The following is a 25,247-nucleotide window of genomic DNA, read 5'->3' on the forward strand; positions in this document are numbered from 1 at the left end:
ACCTGCCCCGCCACTTGCGTCTGGCTGGCCGCGCCGCTGTTATTGAGCACCACGCCGGACGGACCGACGTTGAACTGGGTAAACCGGTTGTTGGACACCCCATCGGCCGACGGCGGCGCAATGTTGACCACCGGCACGCCATTGGCGACGCCCACCACAGGCCTTTGCCCACCGACGCTCTGGTCTACCGAAATCGGCAAGGTCTGCGCCAGGACGGGCGTCCAGACCTGCGCGAAGACCAACAACCAGGCAATCGTGCGGCGTAATGTCGACATATCGGGCAAGACTCGGCAAGGGGTGAAACCACAACCGTTGCCAGGACAGCCGACCTTCAGCCCGCCCAAAACCCGCGGACTATCGACAAAGCCAAAAGCACCGATCTGGAAATTGCCCGCTTACGCTACGCAGTCCGAATCGGATGAAACATTGGAATATTCTGATTTTTGGCCCAACCCGACCTAAAACTAAAAAGTTCGGACTAAGTCCTATACGACCAGGCGGCCCAACACCGCATGCCTCATATAAGTACCAGCAACGGAGCGACTCACTATCCCATTGAGCTGCTCGTAGCCTGTCTGGCGGCGGCTCTCGGTGTCAAGCTACCGCCCTACAAATCCTCGTCCTCCTCCACCCGAGGCATCAGATAAGCCGTCAACGCACTGGACGCCCCCGCCATCGCCCACAGCAAAAAGAACGACACCGTATAGAACCCCACCCGCCCCGAAGGCACGTACCCCATCACCGCCACATCCAGCGGATCGATCAAGGCAAACACCACCGCGCTGCCCACCGCCGCCGCCAGGAACGACGGCCACAGTATCCACATCAGTGACTTCAAGCCCATGGCGTGCCTCCCGGATTCATCAACGCGCCACGGGCGCCGCGACCGCGCCGGCTGGATCGGCCGGTTCGATCACCAGCCCGCGCTTGACCACCCCTTCCACGATCGGCTGATTGCCGAACTGCGTGTAGGCGAAATAGATCGTGATCGCGCACCCCACCACCGCCAGGAAAGGCCCCGCCATCAGGAACCAGGGCCAGGGCTCCCGGTACCAGGGCTTGACCGTCAGCGGCGCGGCAACATGGGCAGTATTCATCGTGGGCATCCTTGTCAAAGTCCAATCGGGAACGGGGTTCAGCGGGGTCTGCATTCAATCGGGAACATAGAAACTGGCGGCTTCATCGGTCTCGATCGACCGATTCTCCTGATCGTGCGCGCGGGCCCGCAACGTGATCGCATGCGCGCCCGGCTCGGCGCCCGCCGGCGCGCGGATCACCATCGGCACCAGCTTGTTGGCCGCCGCCTCGACCTCCACCACGTCCGATCCGCTCTGCCCGGCCAGCACCGCCAGCCCCGGCATGCCATCGGCCGACAGACGCAGCCGCAGCGGTGAATCCGATGTATTGATGATCTGCAGCCGGTACACGTTTTCGATCATGCCGCCGGCCACCTCGCGGCCCAGCGCGCCGCGGTCGCGGATCACGTCCACGCGCAGCGGGTTGCGCAGCGCCAGCGACACCACGAACGCCACCGCCAGCCCCAGGATCAGCGTGCCGTAGATCAACACCCGCGGCCGCAGCAGGTGCGAACGCGCGCTTTGCGTCGACAGGCCGTCCAGCATCGCGCGCTCCGACGTATAGCGGATCAGCCCCGATGGGTACTGCATCTTGTCCATCACCTGCTCGCAGGCGTCGATACAGGCGCCGCAGCCGATGCACATGTATTGCAGGCCTTCACGAATGTCGATGCCGGTCGGGCATACCTGCACGCACAGGCTGCAATCGACGCAATCGCCCAGCCCCGCTGCCTTGTGGTCGATCTTGCGCGAGCGGCCGCCGCGCGGATCGCCGCGGCGCTTGTCGTAGGTAACCACGAACGTGTCCGGGTCCACCATCACGCTCTGGAAGCGCGCATAGGGGCACATGTACTTGCACACCGACTCGCGCATGAAGCCCGCGTTGCCCCAGGTGGCAAAACCGTAGAACAGCATCCAGAACCATTGCCATGGGCCCAGTTGCAGCGTGAACAGTTCGTGGCCCAGCTCGCGGATGGGCGCGAAATAGCCGATGAAGGTCGACCCCGTCCACCAGGCCAGCGCGATCCACAGCGCGTGCTTCGTGACCTTGATGCGGGCCTTGCGCCAGGACCAGGGCGATTCATCCAGGCGAATGCGCGCAATGCGGTCGCCTTCGATCTTGCGTTCGATCCACATGAAGATTTCGGTGTAGACCGTCTGCGGACAGGCGTAGCCGCAGAACAGCCGCCCGGCCACGGCGGTGAACAGGAACAGCGCCAGCGCCGAGATGACCAGCAGCACGGCCAGGTACACCACGTCCTGCGGCCACAGCACCAGGCCGAACAGGTAGAACTTGCGCGCGCCCAGGTCGAACAGCACGGCCTGGCGGCCGTTCCATTGCAGCCAGGGCAGGCCGTAGAAAATCAGCTGGGTGAGAAAGACGAATGCAATGCGCCAGCGGGCAAAGATGCCGCTGACCGACCGCGGATAGATCTTGCTGCGCACGCCGGCCAGCGTCTGCTCCAGCGTTTCCTGGCCAGGCCGCGGCGGTCGCGTGTGCGGCCGCCAGGGTGGCGGGTCGCCGCCAGGCGAACTGCTGACGCTTGCGGTTGACCCATCATCCATGTGCTGCTCCGTGCGGTAAGTCCATGTGATATGAGGGCTGCCGGCAGGCAGCGCCCCCACCTATGCGCCGCCTACTTGGCCGCGGCCTGCTGCGCCGGCGCGGCGTCCGGCTTGTTGGACAGCCCCCAGACCCAGGCCGTCAGGATCTTGATCTGCTCGGGGCTGAGGATGTCGCCGTGGGCCGGCATGCGGTTGTCGCGGCCGTCCAGGATCGTCTTGACGATGGTGGCTTCCGAACTGCCGTACAGCCAGACGTCGTCCGTCAGGTTGGGCGCGCCCAGCGCCTGGTTGCCCTTGCCGTCGACGCCGTGACAGGCGACGCAGTAATTGGCGAACTCGCGCTTGCCGCGGAACACGCGCACCGGGTCGGCGGTCAGGCCCGACAGCGAACGCACGTATTGCGCGATGTCGCCGGCGGTCTTGGCGTCGATGGCGGCCTTCCAGGGCGGCATCATGCCGATGCGGCCGTTGGTGATGGTCTGCGTGATGGCTTCGGGCGAGCCGCCGTGCAGCCAGTCGCCGTCGGTCAGGTTGGGAAAGCTGGGGCCGCCCTTGGCGTCCGAGCCGTGGCATTGCGCGCAGGTGTTCAGGAACAGGCGCTGGCCGATTTCACGAGCGCCGGGGTCGGCGGCGATCTGCGGTACCGTCATGGTCTCGAAACGCGCGTAGATGGGGCGCACCGCTTCGGCCATTTTGGCCTGCTGGCGCGCCACTTCGTCGGCGCTGCTGTAGCCCAGCTGGCCCTTGTATTCACCCAGGCCGGGCATGAAGAACAGGTAGCCCAGCGCGAATACGCAGGCCAGCAGGTACATCCAGGTCCACCAGCCGGGCACCGGGTTGTTCAGCTCGGTCAGGTCGCCGTCCCAGACGTGGCCGGTGTCTTCCACCTGGCCATTGGCCGGCTTGGTGCTGAGCCAGCGGCGCTGCGTATACAGCAGCCACACGCACCAGACCACGCCGCCCACCGCGACGATCGAGATGAAATACCCCCAGAAGCCATTGACGAAATCGCTCATGACCGATCCGCTCCATCTTGTTGTGCCGGCCCGAACTCATCGGGCAGCGCGAACGGCAGCAGGGCCGATTCGCTGTTGGCATGCTGGCGGCCGCGCGAGCAGGCCCACCAGACGATGCCGATAAAGGTCGCCATCGAAATGGCGGTGACGATTGCGCTCAGGAATGCCATGGTCAGCCTCCGGTGGCAGCCGCACCCGCGGCAGGAGCGGCCGATTGCGCGGCAGGCGGCACGGCTGCGGGTTGCGCCGCCTTCCTGGCTTCCTCGGCCTTCTTGGCCTCTTCCGCCTTCCTGGCTTGCTGCGCCTTGCGTACGCCCACGCCCAGCCCTTGCAGGTAGGCCACCAGCGCGTCCTCTTCGGTCTTGCCTTCGATGGCCTTGGGCGCGGCGGCGATGTCTTCGTCCGTGTACGGCACGCCCAGGGCGCGCAGCGCGCGCATGCGCTGATCCACGTTCTGGCCGGTGATCACCGTTTTCTGCAGCCACGGGTAGGCTGGCATGTTGGACTCGGGCACCACCTTGCGCGGGTCGCGCAGGTGGATGCGATGCCAATCATCGGAGTACCGCTCGCCCACGCGCGCCAGGTCGGGACCGGTGCGCTTGGAACCCCACAGGAAGGGGTGATCGAACACCGATTCGGATGCCAGCGAATACGAGCCGTAGCGCTGCACTTCGGCCGCCAGGAGGCGCACCTGCTGCGAGTGGCAGCCGACACAGCCTTCGCGGATGTAGACGTCGCGGCCCATCAGGCGCAGCGCGCTGTAGGGTTCGACCCCCGCCACCGGCTGCGTCGTGCTGTGCTGAAAGAACAGCGGTACGATCTGGACCAGGCCCGCGAAGGACACCACCAGGATGCTGGCAATGATCATCCAGCCGATGTTCTTCTCAAGCGTCTGGTGAGAAAAAAAGCCTTGTTGCTTGTTGGCCATGATGTCCTCGTCAAACAGTGGCCGGCGCGGCGGCGGCGATGGCCGGTGCGCGGGTGGCGTGGGGATCGTCTTGCGCAATCGCGGGGTTGACGGCCTGCGCGCCGCGCACCGTCTTCCACACGTTCCAGGCCATGACCAGGACACCCGACAGGAACAGCGCCCCGCCCAGCAAGCGGATCAGGTAATAGGGCACCCGCGTCTTCAGTTCTTCGACGAAGCTGTAGACCAGCGTGCCGTCCGGGGCCGTGTCGCGCCACATCAGGCCCTGCTGCACCCCGGCGATCCACATCGCGGCGATGTACAGCACCACGCCGATGGTGGCGATCCAGAAGTGCAGTTCGATGGCCTTGACGCTGTACATCTTTTCGCGGCCGTACAGGCGCGGGATCAGGTAATACAGCGAGCCGAACGAGATCATCGCGACCCAGCCAAGCGCGCCGGAGTGCACGTGGCCGATGGTCCAGTCGGTGTAGTGCGACAGCGCGTTCACGGTGCGGATCGACATCATCGAGCCTTCGAACGTGGCCATGCCGTAGAACGACAGCGCGGTCACCATGAACTTCAGGATCGGATCGGTGCGCAGCTTGTACCAGGCGCCTTGCAGCGTCATGATGCCGTTGATCATGCCGCCCCACGACGGCGCCAGCAGGATCAGCGAGAACGTCATGCCCAGCGACTGGGTCCAGTCAGGCAGCGAGGTATACAGCAGATGGTGCGGACCGGCCCACATGTACGTGAAGGCCAGCGCCCAGAAGTGGACGATGGACAGGCGGTACGAATAGATCGGGCGGCCGGCCTGCTTGGGCACGAAGTAATACATCATGCCCAGGAAGCTGGTGGTCAGGAAAAAGCCCACGGCGTTGTGGCCGTACCACCATTGCACCATCGCGTCCTGCACGCCCGAATAGGCGGAGTACGACTTCCACAGCGTCACCGGCATCTCGATGTTGTTGAAGATGTGCAGGATGGCGATGGTGAGGATGTACGAGCCGAAGAACCAGTTGGCCACGTAGATGTGCTTGGACCGGCGCTTGATGATGGTGCCGAAGAACACGATGGCGTAGGCCACCCAGACCAGCGTGATCAGGATGTCGATCGGCCATTCCAGTTCGGCGTATTCCTTGCTGCTGGTAAAGCCCATCGGCAGGGTGATGGCGGCGGCCACGATCACGGCCTGCCATCCCCAGAAGGTGAACGCGGCCAGCCGGTCGCAGAACAGGCGGGTCTGACAGGTGCGCTGCACGACGTAGTACGAGGTCGCGAACAGCGCGCTGCCGCCGAAGGCGAAGATCACCGCGTTGGTGTGCAACGGACGCAGGCGGCCGTAGCTCAGCCAGGCGGTATCGAAGTTCAACTGAGGCCAAATCAGCTGCGCGGCGAGAAAAACGCCCACAGCCATGCCGACAATGCCCCAGACCACCGTCATGAGCGCGAATTGCCTCACGATCCTGTAGTTGAAGGTATCGGCCTTGCTTGCGATTGCGGCGCAATCGTTCATCACCCTTCCCCTAAAAGAAACAAATAGCTCCAGGTTTCAATGATGGGGGGACGCTCGCAAACGGGTGTTGATATGCGTCAAACCCGGCAGAGGGCGCCGGGGAACTCGCGGCAAGAACGCGACAGGCGGCTCAGCCGCGGGCCGCGGGTCCGCTGTCGTCGTCGCGCAGGATGGCCGCGCCTGCGCTGTCGGTGTCGTCGTACTGGCCGTTGAACACGGCCCACCACAAGAACACGCCGATGGCGAACACGAACAGCAGCGACAACGGCAAGAGCAGGTAGAGAATGGTCATGGCGCGGCTTCCAGCGCGCCGTCGACGGCTTCGCGCACGCGGCCGTCGTGGCGCGTCAGACGCCACGAGTTATAGGCCACCGCCAGCGACGACACCAGCATGGTGATCGCGGCCAGCCAGGGCGTGACCCAGCCGACCAGCGCCAGCGGCGTCATCAGCAGGTGCCAGGCCAGCGAGCCATGCAGGTTCTGGCGCGCCTTGCGGCGGGCGCGTTCCAGCAGCGCGTCCAGCGCCGCGTCGGGCATGGCCGGGTCGGCCGCCAGCGCGGCATGCGCCGAGGCCATGGCGGTGGGCACCGCCATCGACATGGCACAGGGACAGCTCATCACCAGCAACGCCACCATCACGGGCACGCTGTGCGCCGGATCCATGTAGGCCCAGACCGCGCCCGCCCCCAGCGCCAGCGCCACCTGCGCCAGGACGAAGCGCGAGGCCAGGCGGTCGGCGCCGGCGCCCAGTGCCAGCCGCTGCGTTTCGACCCGCGCATGACGCAGGCCGCCCGCGGCGCCGCCGAACGACTGGCGGGCGCACAGTTCCAGGTAGCGCGCCGTCAAGAGGAACGCGACGAACATGGTGACCGAGTCGAAATAGACTTCGCCACGCCCGGTATAGGTGGCGTGGACGCTGGGAATGAAGGCGGCGACGATACCCAGGGCGACTGGCACGTCCATGCCGGCGCGCCCCTGCCGCAGGTTGGCGCCCGCGTGACGCCAGATCGGCCAGGCGGAATACAGCACCACGGGCACGGTCAGCGCCAGGCTGGCCCAGTTCATCAGCACGATCGCCCAGTCCAGCGTGTCCAGCGCATCCTTGGGGATGCCTTCGTGGCGCAGATAGCCGGGCCAGGCGAACATCATCACCTGCATCATCGCCAGCCAGGCCAGCGACAGGCGCACCAGCGCATGGCGGCGCTGCTGGCGTTCGTCGTCAGACAGGGTCGCCGGCACGGCGAAAATGGATTTTGCTCGCATGCACCGATGGTAGGCCGCGCACGCGCCCTGCACCTTGATGTGGATCAAGCTCCGCGCCGGATCCCGAAGGGATCAGGCCGTCAGGGCCGCCGCGCCCGCAGCACCGCCACCACCGCCCGCATCAGGGTGTCCAGGTCCTGCTCGTCGATGGTCAAGGCCGGCGTCAGGTAGACCACGTTGCCGAACGGGCGCACCCACACGCCCGCCTCGACCAGGCGGCGTTTCAGGGCCTCGCGGTCCTGGATGCCGTCCAGCTCGACCACGCCGATGGCGCCCAGCACCCGCACGTCGCGCACCCAATCCAGCTCGCGGCACCGCGCAAGGCCCGTCGCCAGCGCCGCCGAGATGGCCTGCGCCTGGGCCAGCCGGGGTTCGGTCTCGAACAGGTCCAGCGACGCGTTGGCGGCCGCGCAGGCCAGCGCGTTGCCCATGAAGGTGGGGCCATGCATCAGGGCATGCGAGGGGTCGTCGGACCAGAAACCGTCGAACACCCGCTGGCTGGCCACGGTGGCGGCCAGCGGCAGGGTGCCGCCCGTCAGCGCCTTGGACAGGGTGATGATGTCGGGTTTGATCCCGGCCTGCTCGAAGGCGAACATCGTGCCGGTGCGGCCAAAGCCGGTGAAGATCTCGTCGAAGATCAGCAGCAGGCCGTGGCGGTCGGCCAGGGTGCGCAGGCGCCGCAACACCTCGGGGTCGTGCAGCACCATGCCGCCGGCGCCCTGCACCAGCGGCTCGACCAGCATGCCGGCCAGCTGCGGCCCGCGCGTTTCCAGGAAGGCATCCAGGTCGGCCATGGCCGCGTCGGTGCGCGGCAGGTCGACGATGTCGTGTTCGGCCAGCATGCCGCGAAACAGGCTGTGCATGCCTTCGTCCGGGTCGCACACGGCCATGGTGCCGAACGTGTCGCCGTGGTAGCCGCCGCGGAACGCCAGGAAGCGGCTGCGGCCGCGTTCGCCCTGGTTCAGCCAGAACTGCACGGCCATTTTCATGGCGACTTCCACCGCCACCGAGCCCGAATCCGTATAGAACACGCGGTCCAGCCCCGGGCCAAGCAGGCCGGCCAGACGCCGCGCCAGGGTCAGAGCGGGTTCGTGGGTCAGCCCGCCGAACATGACGTGCGGCATGGCGTCCAGCTGGGCCCGCACCGCCTGGGCGATGTGCGGGTGGTTGTAACCGTGGCAGGCGGTCCACCAGGACGCCACGCCGTCGATCAACTCGCGGCCATCGGCCAGTTCCAGCCGGCTGCCGCGGCTGCGCACCACCGGCAGGGGCGGCGTGGCCGTTTTCATCTGGGCATAGGGCAGCCAGATATGGGGCTGGCCCTGGGCCACCCAATCGGGGGTCTGCATGTTTCACCTCCACTACAATGGCTCGCATTCTACGGCCTGGCCCGGCCTTCCCTCCGGTGCCGGCCGCTGCGGGAAATCGTCATGTCTAAGCTGGATCCTCTGTTTTCTTCCGAATTGGCGCAGGCCGAATCGCGCCACGTGCGCCGCCGGTTGCGCACCGCCACCGCGGCGCCGGCCGGGCGCATCGAGATGGGCGGCGCGCCCGCGCTGAACTTCTCCAGCAACGACTACCTGGGCCTGTCCAAGCACCCCCTGCTGATCGAGCGGTCACGCGAATGGGCGGCCCGCCACGGCGCCAGCGCCCAGGCGTCACGCCTGGTGTGCGGCAATCTGGACCTGCACGAACAGGTCGAGGCCAAGCTGGCACGCTTGAAGGGGACAGAAGCCGCGCTGCTCCTGGCCTCGGGCTGGCAGGCCAACGCCGCCGTGCTGCCCGCCCTGCTGCGCGCGGCGCAAGCCCAGGGCGACGTGCAGGTCTACGCCGACAAGCTCAACCACGCCAGCCTGCACCACGGCTGCCAGGCGGCCGGCGTCAAGCAGATCCGTTTTCGCCACAACGACCTGGACCACCTGGAAACGCTGCTGGCCGCCCGGGCGGGAGCCGATGCGCCGCCCGCCGTCCGCTTCATCGTCACCGAAAGCGTCTTCAGCATGGACGGCGACCGCACCGACGTGGCCCGCCTGGCCGCGCTGGCCGACCGCTACAACGCCTTTGTGTATCTGGACGAGGCCCACGCCACTGGCGTGCTGGGCCCGCGCGGCATGGGCCTGGCGGGGCTGGCGCCCGGCCGCATCGATCTGGCGATGGGCACGTTCAGCAAGGCGCTGGGCGGCTTTGGCGCCTACGTCGCCGGTTCGCGCGCGCTGTGCGACTACCTGGTCAACGCGTGTTCGGGCTTCATCTACACGACGGCACTGCCGCCGGCCGTGCTGGGCGCCATGGACGCCGCACTGGACCTGGTGCCCACGCTGGACGCCGAACGGGCGCGCCTGGTGGCATCGGGCGACCGCCTGCGCGCGGCCTTGCGCGACCAGGGTCTGGACACCGCCGACTCGTCCACCCAGATCGTGCCCGCCATGGTGGGCGAGGCCGCCCGTGCGCTGGCGCTGGCCGCCAACCTGGAACAGCGCGGCCTGCTGGCCGTGGCGATCCGCCCGCCCACGGTGCCTGCCGGCACCAGCCGGCTGCGCATTGCCCTGAGCGCCGCGCACCGCGACGCCGACATCGACTGCCTGATCGCCGGCCTGGCCGCTGCGCTTGCCTGATGCAGAACGTTCCCTTGCAAGCGCCTACCCTGCTGTTCGTGCACGGCTGGGCCTTCGACGCCGAGGTCTGGGCGCCGCTGGCCGCCGCGCTGCATGATTTTCCCCAGGCTACCTTCGACGCCGGTTACTTCGGCCCCGCGCGCGCGCCCTGCCCGGACGGGCCTGTGGTCGCCATCGGCCATTCCCTGGGCGTGCTGCGTCTGCTGCGCGCGACGCCCCCCCATTGCATCGGGCTCGTGTCCATCAACGGCTTCGCACGCTTTGCCGCCGCGCCCGATTTCGCCCAGGGCGTGCCGCCGCGCATGCTCGACCGCATGCAGGTCCGCCTGACAACGCATCCCGATGCGGTGCTGCGTGATTTTCGCCAGCGCTGCGGCGATGGCGGCGCGTTCGGTGCGCCCGACGTCGAAGCGCTGGCGCGTGACCTGCAAGTGCTGCGCGAGGAAGACCAGCGCACGGCATTGGCCGCCCTGCCGGTGCCGCGTCTGGCGCTGGCGGGCGCCGCCGACCCCATCGTGCCCGCCCCGATGACGCAGGCCACCTTTGGCGACGGCGTCCACTGGCGCGAGGGCGGCGGCCACCTGCTGCCCGTCACCGACGCCGACTGGTGCGCCACGCACATCCGCGCCTTCCTGGCCCGCCTGGCGAACGCCGCATGAATCGGGCGTCACGCAACACCCGGATCGGCGACCGCTTCGGCGCCGCCGCCGACCAGTACGACGCCCACGCCCCCGCCCAACGCATCACGGCCGAACGGCTGGCCAACGACATCCTGCGGCTGCCGCTGCCGCCCAATCCGCGCATCCTGGAAATCGGCTGCGGCACGGGCCTCTTGACGCAGGCGCTGGCCACGCGGCTGGGTCCGGCGGACTGGACCATCACCGACATCTCGCCCGCCATGCTGGCCCGCGCGCAGCAAGGCCCGGCGCTGCCCGGACGCGCCCGCTACCAGGTGCTGGATGGCGAGCATCCCGACGGCCTGCCCGGCGGCTACGACCTGATCTGCTCCAGCCTGGCGGTGCAATGGTTCACCGACCTGAACGCGGGGCTGGGCCGGCTGGCCGCCCTGCTGGCGCCGGGCGGCCACCTGGCCGTGGCGACGCTGGCCGCGGACACCTTCGCCGAATGGCGGGCGGCGCACCGCGCCGTCGGCCTGGCGGCGGCAACACCGCACTACCCCGCCGCCCACGCCATCCGTCCGGCCAGCGGCAATCTGGCCGGTGGCGTGCACAGCGAACGACTGATACAACAACATCCTGACGGCCTGCATTTCCTGCAGGCGCTCAAGGGCATCGGCGCCACCACGCCCGCGCCCGGACGGGCGCCGCTGGGCGCCGCCGCGCTGCGGCGGGTGCTGGCGCAGTTCAACCAACAAGGAGCCACGGTGACGTATCACCTGGCCTATGGCATGTGGAAAAACCCAACTGATTCCGGCCTCAAAGGCGTATTCGTGACCGGCACCGACACCGGCATCGGCAAGACCCTGGTGTCGGCCATCCTGGCCCGCGCCTGGAATGCCGACTACTGGAAGCCCGTGCAGACCGGCGTGGCCGAGGAACCCGGCGATACCGACACCGTCGCGCGCCTGGCGCAATTGCCGCCCGAACGCCAGCACCTGCCCGCCTACGTGCTGCAGGCGCCGCTGTCGCCCTGGGCCGCCGCGCCGCTGGAAGATGCGGAGATCGACGCCACCGCCATCGTGCCGCCGCGCACGGATGCCCCGCTCATCATCGAAGGCGCCGGCGGCCTGTACGTGCCGATCGATGACAGTCACATGATGATCGACCTGATCGCGCGGCTGGGCCTGCCGGTGGTGCTGGCCGCGCGCAGCGGCCTGGGCACCATCAATCACACCCTGCTCAGCCTGGAAGCGCTGCGCCGCCGGGCCATTCCGGTGCTGGGCGTGGTGATGAGCGGGCCGCTGTCGGCCGGCAACCGCGAAGCCATCGAACGTTTCGGCAACGTGCGCGTGCTGGCGGAAATTCCGCCGCTGGACCGCGTGGATGCCGCCGCCGTGGAAGCGCTGGCGCGCACGATCGCGCCGCTGGACGCGTGCCTGGCGGCGCTGGACGACCCGGCCTGACCCCGCCCCGCTACCCCAGCGCCCCGGCCGCCCTCAACCGCGCCGCCTGCGCGGCATCGATACCCGCCTCGGCCAGCACGTCGTCGCTATGTTCGCCAAAGGCCGGCGCCGCGCGCGGCAAGGCCGGCTGGCTGCGGCCGTACTTGATGGCCTGCGCAAAGCCCTGGTAGCTGCCCACCACCGGATGCGCAAAGGTCGAGATCATGCCCTCGGCCTGCACCTGCGGAAAATCGAACATGTCTTCGACCCCGCGCGCCGCGGCGCAAGGCACCTCTTCGCCGAACAGCGCCTCCCATTCCAGCGCGCTGCGCGCCTGCAAGGCCTGGTGCAGCTGCGGCACGATCTCATCGCGGTATTGGGCGCGCTTGCGCACCGAGTCGTAGCGGGCATCGGTTGCCAGCGCCTGCAAGCCGGTCTTGGCGCACAGCGCCTGCCAGAAATGCGGCGTGTTGGCCGAGATATACAGATAGCCGTCGCCGGTGGGATGGATGCCCGTGATGCCGCCGGAACGCATGTCGCGCCCCACTTCCCGCGGCTCGCCCTCGGCCCACACCAGGCGGGCCGACTGCAAGGCGAGCGCGCTGCGCAAGAGCGACACGCCCACGAACTGACCGCGGCCGCTGCGCTCGCGTTCAAACAACGCCGACGCCACGCCCGCCGCCACCATCGATGACGCGTAGTAATCCACCACCGACCCGTACAGCACTTCAGGCGGGCCGTCGGCGCGGCCCTGCAAGGCGCACATGCCCGTCATGGTCTGCAGCACCTGGTCGTAGCCCGCCTTGTCCTTGAGCGGCCCGCTTTCGCCATAGCCGGTCACCGCGCAGTAGATCAGCCGCGGATTGATCTCGGCCAGCTGTTCGTAGGCGATGCCCAGGCGCGCCGGCACGCTGGGCCGGAAGTTGTGCACCAGCACGTCGGCGCCCGCCACCAGCGCGCGCAGCACGTCCCGCGCCGCATCCTGCTTCAAGTCCAGCACCAGCCCGCGCTTGCCGCGGTTCACGCCCAGGAAGGCGCGGCTTTCGGCTTCGAGCGTCGACGGATACTTGCGCAGGTTGTCGCCCGTGGGCGGCTCGATCTTGATCACGTCGGCGCCCTGGTCGGCCAGCAGCGCGCAGCCGTAGGGGCCGGCGATATAGGCGCTCAGGTCCAATACCCGCACCCCGGCCAGCGGGCCTGCGGCTGCGTGCGGCGTCACGGCGGCGCTCATCGCGCCTCCAGCGTGTCGGCCAGGCGCACGACGCTTTCGGCGCGGCGCAGGAAGGGGCCATCGATCATGCGGCCGTCCACCACGAAGGCGGCAACGCCTTGCGCCTCGGCCTGCCCGGCCGCCTGCACCACCCGCCGCGCGTGGGCAATCTCGGCGTCCGTCGGCCGGAAGGCAGCGTTGGCCAGCGGCACCTGGCGCGGATGGATGCAGCTCTTGCCCAGGAAGCCGAGCCGGCGCGCCAGCTCGGCTTCGTCCCGAAAGCCCGCTTCGTCCTCGATATTGGCAAACGCCGAGTCGTAGGCGAACACGCCCGCCTCGGCCGCCGCCAGCCGCAGCGCGAACATCGCCTGCTGCACCGCAGCCGGCTCGCGGCGGTCAATGCCGGCCGGTTCGAACAGATCGCCCAACCCCAATTGCAGGCCCGCCACCGCGGGATGCGCCGCCGCCAGCGCGGCGGCATCGCGCAAGGCGCGCGGCGATTCGATGTTCAACAGCAACCCCACCGGCTGCGCCACGCCGTTGGCCAGGCGCGCCCGTTCGATCGCGTCGGCCGCGGTCCGCACCTGGGCCACGGATTCGGCCTTGGGCAGGTTCACCAGGCGCAGCGCCGGACGTACCACGGCCTGCACGTCAGCCTGGAAATGCTCGGAATCCAGCGCATTCACGCGCACGATCAGCGTCTTGGCGCTGGCCACGGCGGCGGGCGATGCCAGCAGCGCGGCCAGATGGCCGCGCGCGTCCGCCTTGCGCTCGGCGGCCACGGCGTCTTCCAGATCGAACGACAGCGCGTCGGCCGGTCCGGCCAGCGCCTTGGCGAACAGCTCGGGACGCGATCCCGGAACAAACAGTTTGCTTCTCATGCGGGCACTCTCAACAGCGGCAGGGGTTGCGGGTCATTGGATGGCAATGTTGCGGTCGGCGGCCACCTGCTTCCAGCGGGCCGCATCGGCCTGCACCAGGTCCGCAAACTGCGTTACGGTCAGTTCGGCGGGCACCGCGCTTTCTTCGGCGAACATGGCGCGCATCTTCGGATCGTTGACGATGCCGCGAATCTCGGCGTTCAGGCGTTCGACCAGCGGCGCGGGCGTGCCCGCGGGCGCCAGCACGCCCCACCACAACTCGACCGAATAGCCGGGCTGGCCTTCGGCGATGGTGGGCAGGTCCGGAAAGAACGGCGAACGCGTCGGCGAGGTCACCGCCAGCACACGCAGCTTGCCGCCCTTGAGCAGCGCCGCGGTCGACGCAAAGCTGCCGATCACGAAGTCCACCCGGCCGCCGGCCAGGTCGTTGAGCGCATGCGACATGCCCTTGTAGGGCACGTGCGTGAAACGCGTCTTTTCGCCACCCGCCAGGATTTCGCTGGCCATCTGGTTGACCGAGCCCAGCCCGGCGCTGCCGTAGGTGAGCTTGCCGGGTTCCTGGCGGCCGGCGGCCAGCAGGTCGGCCACCGACCGGTAGGGTGAATCCTGTCCCACCACCAGCGCCATCGGGCTGCGCGCCAGCATCGCCACCGGCGCGAAGCTGCGCGCCACGTCGTACTTCAGGTTGGTCTGCACGGCCGCGTTGGTCGTCAGCGTCGACGACGACAGCATCAGCACCGAGCCGTCCTTGGCCGCGCGTGCCACGTACTCGGCGCCGATGGCGCCGCCCGCGCCCGGGCGATTCTCGACGATGACCGTGGCGCCCACGCGCCCGCCCAGCTTTTCCGCCAGCACCCGCGCAAACACATCGTTGCTGCCGCCCGGCGGGAAGGGCACCACCATGGTGATGGTGGCCGGCAAGGCCGGCGGCGCGGCCGCGGCGCCCGCGGCCATCAGCCCGGCCAGGCAAGCGGCCGCCAGGCCGCCCAGGATCTTCTTCATGGCATGTCTCCGTGTCCACGGTCCGGCAGTCAGGCGCCAGCCGTGTTGTTATGGTCGATGCCATGCTAGGCCTGGCGCCTGGTGATATAAAGCGAGGATTCTTAACGCACTACGTGAGGATTCCTCATGAAGATCGAATCTTTCCGCACGCTCAATGCCGTGTTGCGCGGCGGCAGCTTCGCGGCCGGCGCGGCCGACATGAACCTGTCCCCCAGCGCGGTCAGCCTGCAGATGAAGCAGATCGAGGAATACTTCGGCCAACCCCTGTTCGACCGGTCGGCGTTGCAGGCCCGCCCCAATGCATTCGCCGCGGAAGTCGACGCGGTGCTGCAGGACGCCCTGTCGCGGCTGGACGAGCTGCGCCGACGCAGCACGCCCCAAGTCGAAGGCCGTGTGCGGCTGGGCACCATCGAGCCCTTGCAGGTGACCTTGCTGCCGCCGCTGCTGCGGGTGCTGCGCGGGCGCTATCCGCAGCTGGACGTGCGGCTGGTGCGCGGCCGCGCGACCGAGCTGGTCGAAAAGCTCAAGACCGGCGAGATCGACGCGGCGATCATCACGCAGCCGGAAACCGGCGGATCCCGCCGGCTGGCGTGGACGCCGCTGTTTCGCGAACGCCTGGTGCTGATTGCCCCGCCCCACTCACGCGAGAAGTCGCTGGCCGACCTGTTCGAACACTATGAATGGATTCGCTTTGACAAGACCACCATCGGCGGCCGGCTGGCGGCGCGCTATGTCGCGCAGCACGCACCGCATGCCCGCTGCCGCATCGACCTGCAATCGCTGGCCGCGCTGACGGCACTGGTGTCCGAAGGCCTGGGCGTGTGCATCCTGCCAGAACCCGGCCCCAACCTGCTGGAGGTGCATCCGGTGCGCGTACTGCCGCTGGGCAAGGACGCGCCGTACCGGCAGATCTCGTTCGTGTGCCGGCAGACGGACCAGGACAACCGGCTGGTGCAGGCGCTGCTGGAAGGCGCGCGCCAGTAGCGCCTGCGCCATCCCTGACGTCTACCGGCCCGCGCGCCTGTCAAACCGCCGCCACCTCATGCAGGAAGCGTTCGATGGCCGCCACCAGGGCCAGCGGCGTTTCATTCATCGGGTAGTGCCCCGCGTTCTGCAGCACCTGGACCACCGCGCGCGGATAGCGCCGTGCATAGGTCGCGGCCATCAGCGCCGCGTTGAACATCGGATCGTGCTCGCCCACCAGCGCCAACACCGGATGTCGCCCGTCGATCGATTCGCTGAAATCGGTATCTGCCCAGGCCGCGAGATAGGCGGCAAACGCCTGGGCTGACGAATGTTCGGCGGAATACGCCGCCTTCCACTGCACCCACGCCGCGGGCAGACGCCCGCCGGTGCTGCGGTCGATGATGGCGCGGCGCTTGGCCAGATCGCCTGCCGCGCCCTCCAGCAACGCGCGCGCGGCCGGCTCCAACGTGACGCCGCCGCAAGGCACTGGCGCCACCGGCACCAACGCGCGCACGCGCTCGGGCGCCAGCGCCGCCACCCGCTCGATTGCCATGCCGCCCATCGAATGCCCCACCAGGCTGAACCGGTCGAACCCCAGCCCGTCCGCCAGCGCCAGCGTATCGGCAGCGATCTCATCGATGCGGTAGCGGCCTGCGGCATTGCGCATGCCTCCGTAGCCGCGGTAGTCCATGAAAACATAGCTGAAGGCGTCGCCCGACAGCCAGGGCTCGATCGGTTCGAATGCGTGCGCGTCGCCAAACCAGCCATGCAGCACGATGACGGGATGGGGGCCTTGCCCCACGCGGTGAAAAGTATTGGGCATTCACACTCCACAAGCAGAGGTCGCGGCCCCTGACGGGCAGCCTTGGGTTTCAAAGACCTGGGCATCGTAGGCCGCCCCCGTTCGGCCCGCCTTCGATGCCAGGCCCATCACTGTAGAATCCGGGCCATGCGCAACACCCTGGTCGATCCCTACGAGGACATCCCCCGCGATGTGGTCGTGACCGCCTGCGATTACCCCGCGGGCCTGACGTTTCCCGTGCACGCCCACCGGCGCGGCCAGTTCGCCTTTGCCGCGCGCGGCGCGATCAGCGTCGCCACGCCTCACGGCCGCTGGCTGGTGCCGCCGCAGCGCGCCTGCTGGGTGCCCGCCGGCATCGCCCACGAAATGACCATGGGCGGCCCGGTAACCATGCTGAACACCTTCCTGGCCGATCCGGCAGCCCAGGCCTTGGGGCTGCCCGTGCATTGCTGCGTACTGGGCGTGTCGCCTCTGCTGCGCCAGTTGCTGGACGCCGCCATCGACCTGCCCGCGCGCTACGACCTGGACGGCCGCGCGGGCAAGCTGATGGCCCTGTTGGCCGAGGAAATCGCCGCCATGGCGCCGCTGCCGCTGAGTGCACCGCTGCCCGCCGATCCGCGCCTGGCGCGCGCCTGCCGTCAACTGTTCGCCGCTCCGACCATCAGCACCAGCCTGGATGCGGTGGCCGGCCAGGCGGGTATGAGCCGGCGCGCGTTCACCCGCCTGTTTCGCGCGCAGACGGGCGCGAGCTTCGCCGCCTGGCGCCAGCAGGCCTGCCTGCTGGCCGCGATCGAACGCCTGACCCAGGGGCAGCCTGTGACCCGCATCGCGCTGGACCTGGGCTACGCCAGCCCCAGCGCCTTCACGTCCGCCTTTCGCCGCGTGCTGGGCCAGCCGCCCGGCGCCTATCTGGCCGAAAAAAAAGGGTGCCCGAAGGCACCCTGAATCCACCCTACAACAGCACTACAACTACAACTGCAAACTTGATCCCGTCAGGCTCAGGCGACCTTCTGCACCTTGCCGTGGTCGAACTGGGCTTCTTCGGTCGAACCGGTCAGCGCGGTGGTCGACGACTGCCCGCCTTCGATCGTCTGCGTGACGGCGTCGAAGTAACCGGTGCCCACTTCGCGCTGGTGCTTCACGGCGGTGAAGCCCAGGTCGGCAGCGGCGAATTCCTTTTGCTGCAATTCGACGAAAGCGCTCATCTGGCGGCGGGCGTAGCCGTGGGCCAGCTCGAACATGCCGTAGTTCAGCGCGTGGAAGCCGGCCAGCGTGATGAACTGGAACTTGTAGCCCATGGCGCCCAGCTCGCGCTGGAACTTGGCAATCGTGGCGTCGTCCAGGTTCTTCTTCCAGTTGAACGACGGCGAGCAGTTGTACGCCAGCAGCTTGCCCGGGAATTGCTTGTGGATGGCGTCCGCGAACTTGCGGGCGTATTCCAGGTTCGGCGTGGACGTTTCGCACCAGATCAGGTCGGCGTAGGGCGCATAGGCCAGGCCCCGCGAAATCGCCTGGTCGATGCCGGCCTTGGTGCGGAAGAAGCCTTCCACGGTGCGCTCGCCAGTGATGAACGGACGATCGTTTTCATCGACGTCGCTGGTCACGAGATCGGCGGCATCGGCGTCAGTGCGGGCCAGCAGCACGGTGGGCGTCCCCATCACGTCGGCCGCCAGGCGAGCCGACACCAGCTTGGCCACGGCCTCGCGGGTGGGCACCAGCACCTTGCCGCCCATGTGGCCGCACTTCTTCACCGAGGCCAGCTGGTCTTCGAAGTGCACGCCCGACGCGCCGGCTTCGATCATGGCCTTCATCAGTTCAAACGCGTTCAGCACGCCGCCGAAACCGGCTTCGGCATCGGCCACGATGGGCGCGAAGAAATCGATGTAGCCCTCGTCGCCCGGGTTCTTGCCTTCCATCCACTGGATCTGGTCGCAGCGGGTCAGCGAGTTGTTGATGCGGCGCACGACCTGGGGCACCGAGTTGGCGGGGTACAGCGACTGGTCGGGGTACATCTCGCCGGCCAGGTTGGCGTCGCCCGCCACTTGCCAGCCCGACAGGTAGATGGCCTTCAGGCCGGCCTTGACCTGCTGCATGGCCTGGTTGCCGGTCAGGGCGCCCAGCGAATTCACGAAAGGCTCGCTATGCAGCTGTTCCCACAGACGGGTCGCGCCGCGGCGGGCCAGGGTGTGCTCGACGCCGATCGAGCCGCGCAGGCGGATGACATCCTCGGCGCTATAGTCGCGCTTGATGCCTTGCCAACGGCTGTTCTCGGCCCAGTCTTTCTGCAGATTGCGGATTTCGGTTTCGCGGTGGCTCATGGTCATGCTCCTTGGTCTATGGCTGAAAAGACAAAAAACTTGGGTTTGCATTGCGTGAATCGTTGGACAAAGTCTATGCCTCTGCTGCGGAGCAATGTGAGCGTGCCTCTTATATAAGATGAAAAATGTTATTGAATAAAATCAATAAGTTATAAACGCCATTTCGTATTGCGGAACGACATTGTCATCTGTGAAATGGCGCTGCGATGCGCCGCAGCACGAACTTTCACATGCCGGGACCAGCGTTTCATGATGTGAAAAATGCGCCGTTCCCGACCGCCTACAATGCGGTCATCCCCAAGCATTTCGACGACCCCTTCCATGACGCTGTCTCACGGCCCGCTGGGCCAGAGCGTGGCCTACGCCTCGCAATACGATCCCTCGCTGCTGTTCCCCATCGCGCGCGCACACAATCGCCAGGCGCTGGACCTGGCCGCCGGTACGCTGCCCTTCCAGGGCGTGGACCTGTGGAACGCCTATGAACTGTCGTGGCTCGACGCCAAGGGCAAGCCGCGCGTCGCCATGGCCACCTTCTCGGTGCCGGCGGACAGCCCCAACATCATTGAATCCAAGTCGTTCAAGCTTTACCTGAACTCGTTCAACCAGACCCGCCTGGTCAATTCCGCCGCATTGCGCGGCCGGCTCGAACGCGACCTGAGCGCCGCCGCCGGCGCCCCGGTGGGGCTGGACTTCATCTTGCCGCAGCGTTTTTCCGAGCTGCGCATGGGCGAGCTGGACGGCATCTATATAGATAAGCTGGATATCGAGATAGACACCTACGAGCCGGCACCCGAACTGCTGCGCACCCGTCCGGGCGATCACGTGGACGAAACCCTGTGCTCGCGCCTGCTCAAGTCCAACTGCCCGGTGACCGGCCAGCCCGACTGGGCCAGCGTGCAGATCCGCTACCGCGGCGCGCCGATCGACCGCGAGGCGCTGCTGCGCTATGTCATCTCGTTCCGCCAGCACGCTGAATTCCACGAGCATTGCGTGGAACGCATCTTCACCGACATCATGCGCGCCTGCGCGCCCGAGCAGCTGACGGTCTACGCCCGCTACACGCGGCGCGGCGGGCTGGACATCAACCCGTGGCGCAGCAACTTCGAAGCGGCGCCGCCGCCGGACGTGCGAACCGTCCGGCAGTAAGCGCCGCCGCCTACTTCACGAACGGCTCGGGTCGGGGCGTGGCATCTTCGGACGGCGGCAGCACCGGGTACTGAATCACCGGCTGGTCGCCCGTCAGCGTCTTCAAGAACGCCACGATCTGCGCGTTCTCGTCCGGGGTGAAGGTGCGGCCCAGTTGCAGCCGGCCCATCACGTCCACCGCCTGCGTCAGCGTGGCGGCCTCGCCGTCATGAAAGTACGGATACGTCAGCGCCACGTTGCGCAGCGTCGGCACCTTGAAGTTGAAGCGGTCGGCATCCTTGCCCGTCACCGCCGCACGGCCCTCGGCCTTGTTGTCGGTCTGGTAAGGCGCCACCAGCCCCATTTTCTGGAAGGAATTGCCGCCCACGGCCACGCCGTTGTGGCAGGCCACGCAGCCGCTGTTCTTGAACAGCGTGTAGCCGGCCAGTTCGCGCACCGTCAGCGCCTTGTCGTCGCCCTTGAGCCATTGATCAAAGCGCGAATTGGGCGTCACCAGCGTTTCCTCGAACGCGGCCAACGCGCCGGTGACCTCGTCGATGGAGATGTCCGCCGTGCCGAACACCTGCTTGAATTCGGCGCGGTAGCCCGGAATGGAATTGAGCACCTGCACCGCCAACTCGTGCGTCGAGGCCATTTCCATCGGGTTGGCGATGGGGCCGCCCGCCTGCTCGCGCAGATCCTTGGCGCGGCCGTCCCAGAACTGGGCGATGCTCAGGCTGGAATTGAGCACCGTGGGCGAATTGATCGAGCCCTGCTGCCACTTGTGGCCGATGGACGCCTTCAGGTTGTCCGACCCGCCCATGCCCAGGTTGTGGCAGGAATTACAGGAAATCGCCCCGGACCGCGACAGGCGCGGATCGAAGAACAGCTTCTTGCCCAGTTCCACCTTGGCGGGGTCCTTGACCACCGCGGCCTCGATCGGCTGGATCGGTTCCTGCCGTGGCGCCCCCGCCGCCTGCCCGGCCCACCATCCGATGACGACGCCCACCGCCAGCATCGCGTGCTTCTTGCTCATGGCTTTTCTCCTGTTGAATAACCCCGTGTTCTTCAAGGTCATTACATCGGAGCAGGCCGGGGACGGGGTTGAGGCGCGTCAAGCGGGCGTGGCGACAGGCGGCCAGGCGTTGATCTGGCGCAAGCAGCGGATCAGTGAGGCGCGCTGGGTCAGCCTGCCGGAGCCGGGCGCCGACGCGACGCGCCGACGCAACGCGCCGACGCAACGCGCCGACGCAACGCGCCGACGCAACGCGCCGACGCAGCGCGCCGACGCAACCCCTGCATCACTGGCTCGCGATCAATCCACTACCGCCTGTTCGCGCAGATGCGCTTCCAGGAAATCCACGCACACCCGCACCTTGGCCGAGGCATTCACGCGCGACGGATACACGGCCCAGATGTTGGCTTCCTGCCGGTACTGCGGCAGCACCGGCACCAGTTTGCCCGCGGCGATCAGCGGGCCCACGTCCCAGGCCGACCGCAGGATGATGCCGCGACCGTCCACGGCCCACTGCACCACCATCTCGCCATTGTTGGCCGACAGCGGGCCGCGCACCTTGACGGTGTGTTCCTGGTCGCCGCGGCGCATGCGCCAGACGCCGAAGGGGTGGTCGCGTTCCTTGATGACCAGGCAATCGTGCCCCGCCAGGTCGGCCAGCTTGCGCGGTTCGCCGCGCTCGGCCAGGTACGACGGCGCGGCGCACAGCAGGCGGTGGTTGGTGGCCAGCTTGCGGGCGATGACGTGCGGCGCGATGTCGTCGCCCACCCGCACGTCCAGGTCGTAGCCTTCGGCGGCCACGTCGACCAGGCGGTCGAACACCTCGAAGCGCACCTGTACCGCGGGGTGGCGCGACACGAACGCCGACAGCGCCGGCGCCACCACCCGCCGCCCGAAGCCGAAACTGCTGCACACCCGCAGCAGCCCGCGCGGCTCGCGCCGTGTGGTGCCGACCTCCTCCACCAGATGGTCGACGTCGTCCAGGATGCGCTGGGCCCAGTGGTAGACGCGCTCGCCCGCCTCGCTCACCACCACCCGCCGCGTGGTGCGGTGAAACAGCGGCGTGCCCAGGCTTGCCTCCAGCAGGCGGATGCGCTTGGTGACGTAGGCGGCCGACATGCCCAGGTCTTCGGCGGCCTTGGAAAAGCTGGAGGCGCGCACCACCGCATTGAAGACCCGCAGATCGGCGGGCAGCAGGTCATTATTCATGATTCGTGTAGAGTCATTTCACGGAACAGCCCATTGTAGATGGACTGTGCAGACGCCTACCATGAGCGGGTTCCCGTTGCGGCGGCCCTGTCGCGGCGCCGGCCGGGCTTGCTTCCCCTACCCTTTCCAGGTTCCCACCCATGTCCCACGTCTACAAAATCGCAGCCATCGCCGGCGACGGCATCGGCAATGAAGTCCTGCCCGAAGGCCTGCGCGCCGTAGAGGCCGCCGCCCGCCGTTTCGGCCTGGCCCTGCAGATCGATACCTTTCCCTGGGCCAACTGCGAGTACTACGCGCAACACGGCGACATGATGCCGCCCGACTGGAAGGCGCAGTTGCAAGGCTACGACGCGATCTTCTTCGGCGCGGTGGGCTGGCCGGCCACCGTGCCTGACCACGTGTCGCTGTGGGGCTCGCTGCTCAAGTTCCGCCGCGAATTCGACCAGTACATCAACCTGCGCCACGTGCGGCTGTTCGACGGCGTGGCCTGCCCGCTGGCCGGCCGGCGCGCCGGAGACATCGACTTCTTCATCGTGCGCGAGAACACCGAAGGCGAATACACCAACCTGGGCGGGCGCCTGTTCGAAGGCACCGATCGCGAAGTCGTCATCCAGGAATCGGTCTTCACGCGCCACGGCACCGACCGCGTGATGCGCTACGCCTTCGAGCTGGCCAACCGCCGCGAACGCAAGCAACTCACGGTGGCCACCAAAAGCAACGGCATCGCCATCAGCATGCCCTGGTGGGACGAGCGCGCCGACGCCATGGGCCAGCACTACCCCGACGTCAAGACCGACAAGCAGCACATCGACATCCTGGCCGCGCGCTTCGTGCTGCAGCCGCAGCGCTTTGACGTGGTGGTGGCGTCCAACCTGTTCGGCGACATCCTGTCGGACCTGGGTCCGGCCTGCACCGGCACCATCGGCATCGCGCCGTCGGCCAACCTGAACCCGGAACGCAAGTTCCCGTCGCTGTTCGAGCCGGTGCACGGGTCCGCGCCCGACATCTACGGCAAGGGCATCGCCAACCCCATCGCCATGATCTGGTCGGGCGCGTTGATGCTGCAGTTCCTGGGCAGCCAGGAAGCCCACGACGCCATCCTGGCCGCCATCGAACACTGCCTGAAAGACGGCCCCCGCACGCCGGACCTGGGTGGCCAGGCGCGCACCGAAGACATCGGCCGCGCCATCGCTGCGCACATCGAAGCCGGTGCCTGACGGTACCGGCCCTGACCGGTACGGCCAGAAAGCACAACGCCGCCCGAGGGCGGCGTTGTGCTTTCTGGCAACGAATGCCCGTGCGCGTCAGGAACGCGCCGCGGCGGGCGCGGCGGCGGGATCCGCCCGGCGCGCCTGCACCGCGATCCACTGCGCCAGCAAGGCGGCCGCCGTGAACGCCACGCCCGCGCCAATCCACGGCCCCTGGCGCAACCCCGCATCCAGCAGCAGGCCGAAGGCCAGCGGCCCCAGCGCCGAGCCCACGTCCATGCCCGAATACACCAGGCCGTAGACCGACCCCGTGGACCCTTTGGGCGTGACCTTGCGGATCAGCATGTCGCGAGACGGCGCGGCCACGCCCGAACAGAAACCGGCCAACGCCACCACCGGGGCGGCCAGCACCGCCGGCACCAGGCCCAGGGCCAGCACCACCAGCGTCAGGCCCGCCAGAATCAATGCCACCATCACGGTGCGCTCGGTGCGCGGGTTGGCCGACACCAGGAAGCCCCCGGCTGCCATGCCCACCGCCGACGCCACCATGTAACCGGACAGCGCCGAGCTGGCCGCGACCTTGGACAGGTCATACAGCTGGCCCAGCAACGGAATGGTGTAGTTCTGCACCGACGACAAGGCGATCGACGTGCAGGCAAAGAACAGGAAGGCGCCCCACAGCGCCGGCTTGGACAGCAGCGTGGCCAACGTGGTCAGCACGCCATCCTGCGGCTTGGGCGCGGCGCGCGCGGCCTTGGCGTCCGGGGTCTCCGCCTGGGCTGCGGGTTCGTCACCGCCCAGCAGGCCGCGCCACACCACCGTCATCAGCAGCACCACCGCCACCAGGCCGGCGGCGCTATAGGCTGCCACGCGCCAGTTGGCCAGCAGCGTGATGGTGGTCATGAACACGGGCGTAAGCGCCCAGCCCAGGTTGCCCGTCAGGCCGTGGGTCGAAAAGGCGTGACCCAGGCGCGGCGCCGTGATGCGATGGTTGATGAGGGAATAGTCGGCCGGGTGGAACACCGAATTGCCGATGCCGCCCACCACCGCCGCCGTCATCAGCATGGGGTAGCCGGTGGCCGACCCGATCAGCAGGCCCGACAGCACGAAGCAGGTCAGCCCGAACCACAGCACCGGACGCGCGCCGATACGGTCCACCACGAAGCCGGACGAGGCCTGGCCAATGCCGGACACCACGTAGAAGGTGGACACCAGCAGCCCCAGGCGGGCGAAGTCCAGGCCGAACTCGTTGCCCAGCGACACATACAGGGACGGCAGGACCAGCTGAAAGAAGTGAGACGAGGCGTGGGCCACGCCGATGAGCAGGATGATCTGCCAGTCGCGCCGGCGGACGGCGGCATCGGAGCCCAGGGGGGTTGCAGCGGTAGTCATGGCACAGGGCCGCGCGGGGCGGCGATAAGCGGCCGCCTCGGGGCGGCTCGCGGGTTGTCTCCTCAACGTCCGGGCGGGCCGGCCGTTGTCCCTTT

The 25,247-nt window shown here is 67.9% G+C and carries 26 protein-coding genes; 7 read left to right on the forward strand and 19 right to left on the reverse strand.

From position 1 onward, the window contains the following. The 11 genes from AC3WMR_RS29595 to AC3WMR_RS29645 form a co-directional block, all read right to left on the reverse strand. Window positions 1-275: two-partner secretion domain-containing protein (locus AC3WMR_RS29595; protein WP_492266663.1), on the reverse strand; the 275-nt coding region annotated here is incomplete at its 3' end. 332 nt (window positions 276-607) lie between these two features. After that, window positions 608-844 carry a hypothetical protein gene (locus tag AC3WMR_RS29600; protein ID WP_025137817.1) on the reverse strand — a complete coding sequence of 79 codons (237 nt, stop codon included), beginning with the start codon at window positions 842-844 and terminating at the stop codon, window positions 608-610. Window positions 845-863: 19 nt separating this feature from the next. Then, window positions 864-1,097 carry a hypothetical protein gene (locus AC3WMR_RS29605; protein ID WP_492266664.1) on the reverse strand — a complete coding sequence of 78 codons (234 nt, stop codon included), beginning with the start codon at window positions 1,095-1,097 and terminating at the stop codon, window positions 864-866. Window positions 1,098-1,151: 54 nt separating this feature from the next. After that, window positions 1,152-2,642 carry a cytochrome c oxidase accessory protein CcoG gene (gene ccoG, locus AC3WMR_RS29610; RefSeq protein WP_492266665.1) on the reverse strand — a complete coding sequence of 497 codons (1,491 nt, stop codon included), beginning with the start codon at window positions 2,640-2,642 and terminating at the stop codon, window positions 1,152-1,154. A 71-nt stretch (window positions 2,643-2,713) separates the two neighbouring features. Then, window positions 2,714-3,658 (reverse strand): cytochrome-c oxidase, cbb3-type subunit III, encoded by a 945-nt coding sequence (ccoP, locus tag AC3WMR_RS29615; RefSeq protein WP_175192839.1) that lies wholly within the window; start codon window positions 3,656-3,658, stop codon window positions 2,714-2,716. Further along, complete coding sequence (locus tag AC3WMR_RS29620) at window positions 3,655-3,828, reverse strand: cbb3-type cytochrome oxidase subunit 3 (protein WP_025137821.1); 174 nt, start codon at window positions 3,826-3,828, stop codon at window positions 3,655-3,657. Before AC3WMR_RS29620 ends, ccoP begins: the two co-directional genes overlap by 4 nt. Before the next feature lie 2 nt (window positions 3,829-3,830). Next, window positions 3,831-4,586: a cytochrome-c oxidase, cbb3-type subunit II gene (gene ccoO, locus AC3WMR_RS29625; protein ID WP_492266666.1), complete on the reverse strand. Its 756-nt coding sequence runs from the start codon at window positions 4,584-4,586 to the stop codon at window positions 3,831-3,833. A 10-nt stretch (window positions 4,587-4,596) separates the two neighbouring features. Then, on the reverse strand, window positions 4,597-6,084 hold the full coding sequence (ccoN, locus tag AC3WMR_RS29630) for a cytochrome-c oxidase, cbb3-type subunit I (RefSeq protein WP_492266667.1): 1,488 nt from the start codon (window positions 6,082-6,084) through the stop codon (window positions 4,597-4,599). 130 nt (window positions 6,085-6,214) lie between these two features. Further along, window positions 6,215-6,376, reverse strand: coding sequence for a cbb3-type cytochrome oxidase assembly protein CcoS (gene ccoS, locus AC3WMR_RS29635; RefSeq protein WP_025137824.1), 162 nt, complete (start codon window positions 6,374-6,376; stop codon window positions 6,215-6,217). Then, on the reverse strand, window positions 6,373-7,347 hold the full coding sequence (locus AC3WMR_RS29640) for a hypothetical protein (protein ID WP_492266668.1): 975 nt from the start codon (window positions 7,345-7,347) through the stop codon (window positions 6,373-6,375). Before AC3WMR_RS29640 ends, ccoS begins: the two co-directional genes overlap by 4 nt. Window positions 7,348-7,427: 80 nt before the next feature. Continuing rightward, window positions 7,428-8,696 carry an adenosylmethionine--8-amino-7-oxononanoate transaminase gene (locus AC3WMR_RS29645; RefSeq protein ID WP_492266669.1) on the reverse strand — a complete coding sequence of 423 codons (1,269 nt, stop codon included), beginning with the start codon at window positions 8,694-8,696 and terminating at the stop codon, window positions 7,428-7,430. An 81-nt stretch (window positions 8,697-8,777) separates the two neighbouring features. Here AC3WMR_RS29645 and AC3WMR_RS29650 point away from each other — a divergent pair, with 81 nt between their 5' ends. From AC3WMR_RS29650 to bioD, 3 genes are read left to right on the forward strand one after another with little or no spacing between them, the layout of a single operon-like run. After that, the gene (locus AC3WMR_RS29650) at window positions 8,778-9,962 is read left to right on the forward strand and encodes an aminotransferase class I/II-fold pyridoxal phosphate-dependent enzyme (RefSeq protein ID WP_492266670.1); all 1,185 of its coding nucleotides are present in this window, start codon (window positions 8,778-8,780) and stop codon (window positions 9,960-9,962) included. Continuing rightward, window positions 9,962-10,621, forward strand: coding sequence for an alpha/beta fold hydrolase (locus AC3WMR_RS29655; RefSeq protein ID WP_492266671.1), 660 nt, complete (start codon window positions 9,962-9,964; stop codon window positions 10,619-10,621). Before AC3WMR_RS29650 ends, AC3WMR_RS29655 begins: the two co-directional genes overlap by 1 nt. After that, on the forward strand, window positions 10,618-12,045 hold the full coding sequence (bioD, locus tag AC3WMR_RS29660) for a dethiobiotin synthase (protein ID WP_492266672.1): 1,428 nt from the start codon (window positions 10,618-10,620) through the stop codon (window positions 12,043-12,045). The genes AC3WMR_RS29655 and bioD overlap by 4 nt, the downstream gene beginning before the upstream one ends. A 10-nt stretch (window positions 12,046-12,055) precedes the next feature. Here bioD and AC3WMR_RS29665 read toward each other — a convergent pair whose 3' ends face one another. From AC3WMR_RS29665 to AC3WMR_RS29675, 3 genes are read right to left on the reverse strand one after another with little or no spacing between them, the layout of a single operon-like run. Continuing rightward, a complete protein-coding gene (locus tag AC3WMR_RS29665) occupies window positions 12,056-13,255 on the reverse strand; it encodes a CaiB/BaiF CoA transferase family protein (RefSeq protein WP_492266673.1) in 1,200 nt (399 codons plus the stop codon). Further along, the gene (locus AC3WMR_RS29670; protein ID WP_492266674.1) at window positions 13,252-14,115 is read right to left on the reverse strand and encodes an HpcH/HpaI aldolase/citrate lyase family protein; all 864 of its coding nucleotides are present in this window, start codon (window positions 14,113-14,115) and stop codon (window positions 13,252-13,254) included. Before AC3WMR_RS29670 ends, AC3WMR_RS29665 begins: the two co-directional genes overlap by 4 nt. 33 nt (window positions 14,116-14,148) lie before the next feature. Continuing rightward, window positions 14,149-15,117, reverse strand: a complete 969-nt coding sequence (locus AC3WMR_RS29675) for a tripartite tricarboxylate transporter substrate binding protein (RefSeq protein WP_492266675.1) — start codon at window positions 15,115-15,117, stop codon at window positions 14,149-14,151. Between the two features lie 126 nt (window positions 15,118-15,243). On the opposite strand from AC3WMR_RS29675, the gene AC3WMR_RS29680 reads away from it, so the two are divergent. Further along, window positions 15,244-16,101, forward strand: a complete 858-nt coding sequence (locus tag AC3WMR_RS29680) for a LysR family transcriptional regulator (RefSeq protein WP_492266676.1) — start codon at window positions 15,244-15,246, stop codon at window positions 16,099-16,101. Window positions 16,102-16,141: 40 nt separating this feature from the next. On the opposite strand, the gene AC3WMR_RS29685 is transcribed toward AC3WMR_RS29680, so the two are convergent. Further along, window positions 16,142-16,906 (reverse strand): alpha/beta fold hydrolase, encoded by a 765-nt coding sequence (locus AC3WMR_RS29685; protein ID WP_492266677.1) that lies wholly within the window; start codon window positions 16,904-16,906, stop codon window positions 16,142-16,144. 126 nt (window positions 16,907-17,032) lie between these two features. Between AC3WMR_RS29685 and AC3WMR_RS29690 the strand changes: the two genes are divergently transcribed. Then, window positions 17,033-17,830 carry an AraC family transcriptional regulator gene (locus tag AC3WMR_RS29690; protein ID WP_492266678.1) on the forward strand — a complete coding sequence of 266 codons (798 nt, stop codon included), beginning with the start codon at window positions 17,033-17,035 and terminating at the stop codon, window positions 17,828-17,830. A gap of 53 nt (window positions 17,831-17,883) precedes the next feature. Here the strand turns inward: AC3WMR_RS29690 and aceA are convergent, their stop codons facing one another. Next, window positions 17,884-19,203 carry an isocitrate lyase gene (gene aceA, locus AC3WMR_RS29695; protein WP_025137836.1) on the reverse strand — a complete coding sequence of 440 codons (1,320 nt, stop codon included), beginning with the start codon at window positions 19,201-19,203 and terminating at the stop codon, window positions 17,884-17,886. Window positions 19,204-19,524: 321 nt separating this feature from the next. On the opposite strand from aceA, the gene queF reads away from it, so the two are divergent. Further along, entirely contained in the window at window positions 19,525-20,349 is an 825-nt protein-coding gene (gene queF, locus AC3WMR_RS29700; RefSeq protein WP_492266679.1) for an NADPH-dependent 7-cyano-7-deazaguanine reductase QueF, read from the forward strand. Between the two features lie 10 nt (window positions 20,350-20,359). On the opposite strand, the gene AC3WMR_RS29705 is transcribed toward queF, so the two are convergent. After that, window positions 20,360-21,364 (reverse strand): cytochrome-c peroxidase, encoded by a 1,005-nt coding sequence (locus AC3WMR_RS29705; RefSeq protein ID WP_492266680.1) that lies wholly within the window; start codon window positions 21,362-21,364, stop codon window positions 20,360-20,362. Between the two features lie 279 nt (window positions 21,365-21,643). Continuing rightward, window positions 21,644-22,552, reverse strand: a complete 909-nt coding sequence (locus AC3WMR_RS29710) for a LysR substrate-binding domain-containing protein (protein ID WP_492266681.1) — start codon at window positions 22,550-22,552, stop codon at window positions 21,644-21,646. Window positions 22,553-22,692: 140 nt separating this feature from the next. Between AC3WMR_RS29710 and AC3WMR_RS29715 the strand changes: the two genes are divergently transcribed. After that, on the forward strand, window positions 22,693-23,769 hold the full coding sequence (locus AC3WMR_RS29715; protein ID WP_492266682.1) for a tartrate dehydrogenase: 1,077 nt from the start codon (window positions 22,693-22,695) through the stop codon (window positions 23,767-23,769). Window positions 23,770-23,856: 87 nt separating this feature from the next. Here AC3WMR_RS29715 and AC3WMR_RS29720 read toward each other — a convergent pair whose 3' ends face one another. Continuing rightward, window positions 23,857-25,152: an MFS transporter gene (locus tag AC3WMR_RS29720; protein ID WP_492266683.1), complete on the reverse strand. Its 1,296-nt coding sequence runs from the start codon at window positions 25,150-25,152 to the stop codon at window positions 23,857-23,859. Window positions 25,153-25,247: the final 95 nt, after the last annotated feature.

It is taken from the genome of Achromobacter sp. FW305-C-28 (assembly GCF_058783235.1).

Excerpts from the sequence above, each read along its gene's own strand:
- AC3WMR_RS29600 (WP_025137817.1), bottom strand. The coding sequence starts at position 844 with ATGGGCTTGAAGTCACTGATGTGGATACTGTGGCCGTCGTTCCTGGCG.
- AC3WMR_RS29605 (WP_492266664.1), bottom strand. The coding sequence starts at position 1,097 with ATGAATACTGCCCATGTTGCCGCGCCGCTGACGGTCAAGCCCTGGTAC.
- ccoG (WP_492266665.1), bottom strand. The coding sequence starts at position 2,642 with ATGGATGATGGGTCAACCGCAAGCGTCAGCAGTTCGCCTGGCGGCGAC.
- ccoP (WP_175192839.1), bottom strand. The coding sequence starts at position 3,658 with ATGAGCGATTTCGTCAATGGCTTCTGGGGGTATTTCATCTCGATCGTC.
- AC3WMR_RS29620 (WP_025137821.1), bottom strand. The coding sequence starts at position 3,828 with ATGGCATTCCTGAGCGCAATCGTCACCGCCATTTCGATGGCGACCTTT.
- ccoO (WP_492266666.1), bottom strand. The coding sequence starts at position 4,586 with ATGGCCAACAAGCAACAAGGCTTTTTTTCTCACCAGACGCTTGAGAAG.
- ccoN (WP_492266667.1), bottom strand. The coding sequence starts at position 6,084 with ATGAACGATTGCGCCGCAATCGCAAGCAAGGCCGATACCTTCAACTAC.
- ccoS (WP_025137824.1), bottom strand. The coding sequence starts at position 6,376 with ATGACCATTCTCTACCTGCTCTTGCCGTTGTCGCTGCTGTTCGTGTTC.
- AC3WMR_RS29640 (WP_492266668.1), bottom strand. The coding sequence starts at position 7,347 with ATGCGAGCAAAATCCATTTTCGCCGTGCCGGCGACCCTGTCTGACGAC.
- AC3WMR_RS29645 (WP_492266669.1), bottom strand. The coding sequence starts at position 8,696 with ATGCAGACCCCCGATTGGGTGGCCCAGGGCCAGCCCCATATCTGGCTG.
- AC3WMR_RS29650 (WP_492266670.1), top strand. The coding sequence starts at position 8,778 with ATGTCTAAGCTGGATCCTCTGTTTTCTTCCGAATTGGCGCAGGCCGAA.
- AC3WMR_RS29655 (WP_492266671.1), top strand. The coding sequence starts at position 9,962 with ATGCAGAACGTTCCCTTGCAAGCGCCTACCCTGCTGTTCGTGCACGGC.
- bioD (WP_492266672.1), top strand. The coding sequence starts at position 10,618 with ATGAATCGGGCGTCACGCAACACCCGGATCGGCGACCGCTTCGGCGCC.
- AC3WMR_RS29665 (WP_492266673.1), bottom strand. The coding sequence starts at position 13,255 with ATGAGCGCCGCCGTGACGCCGCACGCAGCCGCAGGCCCGCTGGCCGGG.
- AC3WMR_RS29670 (WP_492266674.1), bottom strand. The coding sequence starts at position 14,115 with ATGAGAAGCAAACTGTTTGTTCCGGGATCGCGTCCCGAGCTGTTCGCC.
- AC3WMR_RS29675 (WP_492266675.1), bottom strand. The coding sequence starts at position 15,117 with ATGAAGAAGATCCTGGGCGGCCTGGCGGCCGCTTGCCTGGCCGGGCTG.
- AC3WMR_RS29680 (WP_492266676.1), top strand. The coding sequence starts at position 15,244 with ATGAAGATCGAATCTTTCCGCACGCTCAATGCCGTGTTGCGCGGCGGC.
- AC3WMR_RS29685 (WP_492266677.1), bottom strand. The coding sequence starts at position 16,906 with ATGCCCAATACTTTTCACCGCGTGGGGCAAGGCCCCCATCCCGTCATC.
- AC3WMR_RS29690 (WP_492266678.1), top strand. The coding sequence starts at position 17,033 with ATGCGCAACACCCTGGTCGATCCCTACGAGGACATCCCCCGCGATGTG.
- aceA (WP_025137836.1), bottom strand. The coding sequence starts at position 19,203 with ATGAGCCACCGCGAAACCGAAATCCGCAATCTGCAGAAAGACTGGGCC.
- queF (WP_492266679.1), top strand. The coding sequence starts at position 19,525 with ATGACGCTGTCTCACGGCCCGCTGGGCCAGAGCGTGGCCTACGCCTCG.
- AC3WMR_RS29705 (WP_492266680.1), bottom strand. The coding sequence starts at position 21,364 with ATGAGCAAGAAGCACGCGATGCTGGCGGTGGGCGTCGTCATCGGATGG.
- AC3WMR_RS29710 (WP_492266681.1), bottom strand. The coding sequence starts at position 22,552 with ATGAATAATGACCTGCTGCCCGCCGATCTGCGGGTCTTCAATGCGGTG.
- AC3WMR_RS29715 (WP_492266682.1), top strand. The coding sequence starts at position 22,693 with ATGTCCCACGTCTACAAAATCGCAGCCATCGCCGGCGACGGCATCGGC.
- AC3WMR_RS29720 (WP_492266683.1), bottom strand. The coding sequence starts at position 25,152 with ATGACTACCGCTGCAACCCCCCTGGGCTCCGATGCCGCCGTCCGCCGG.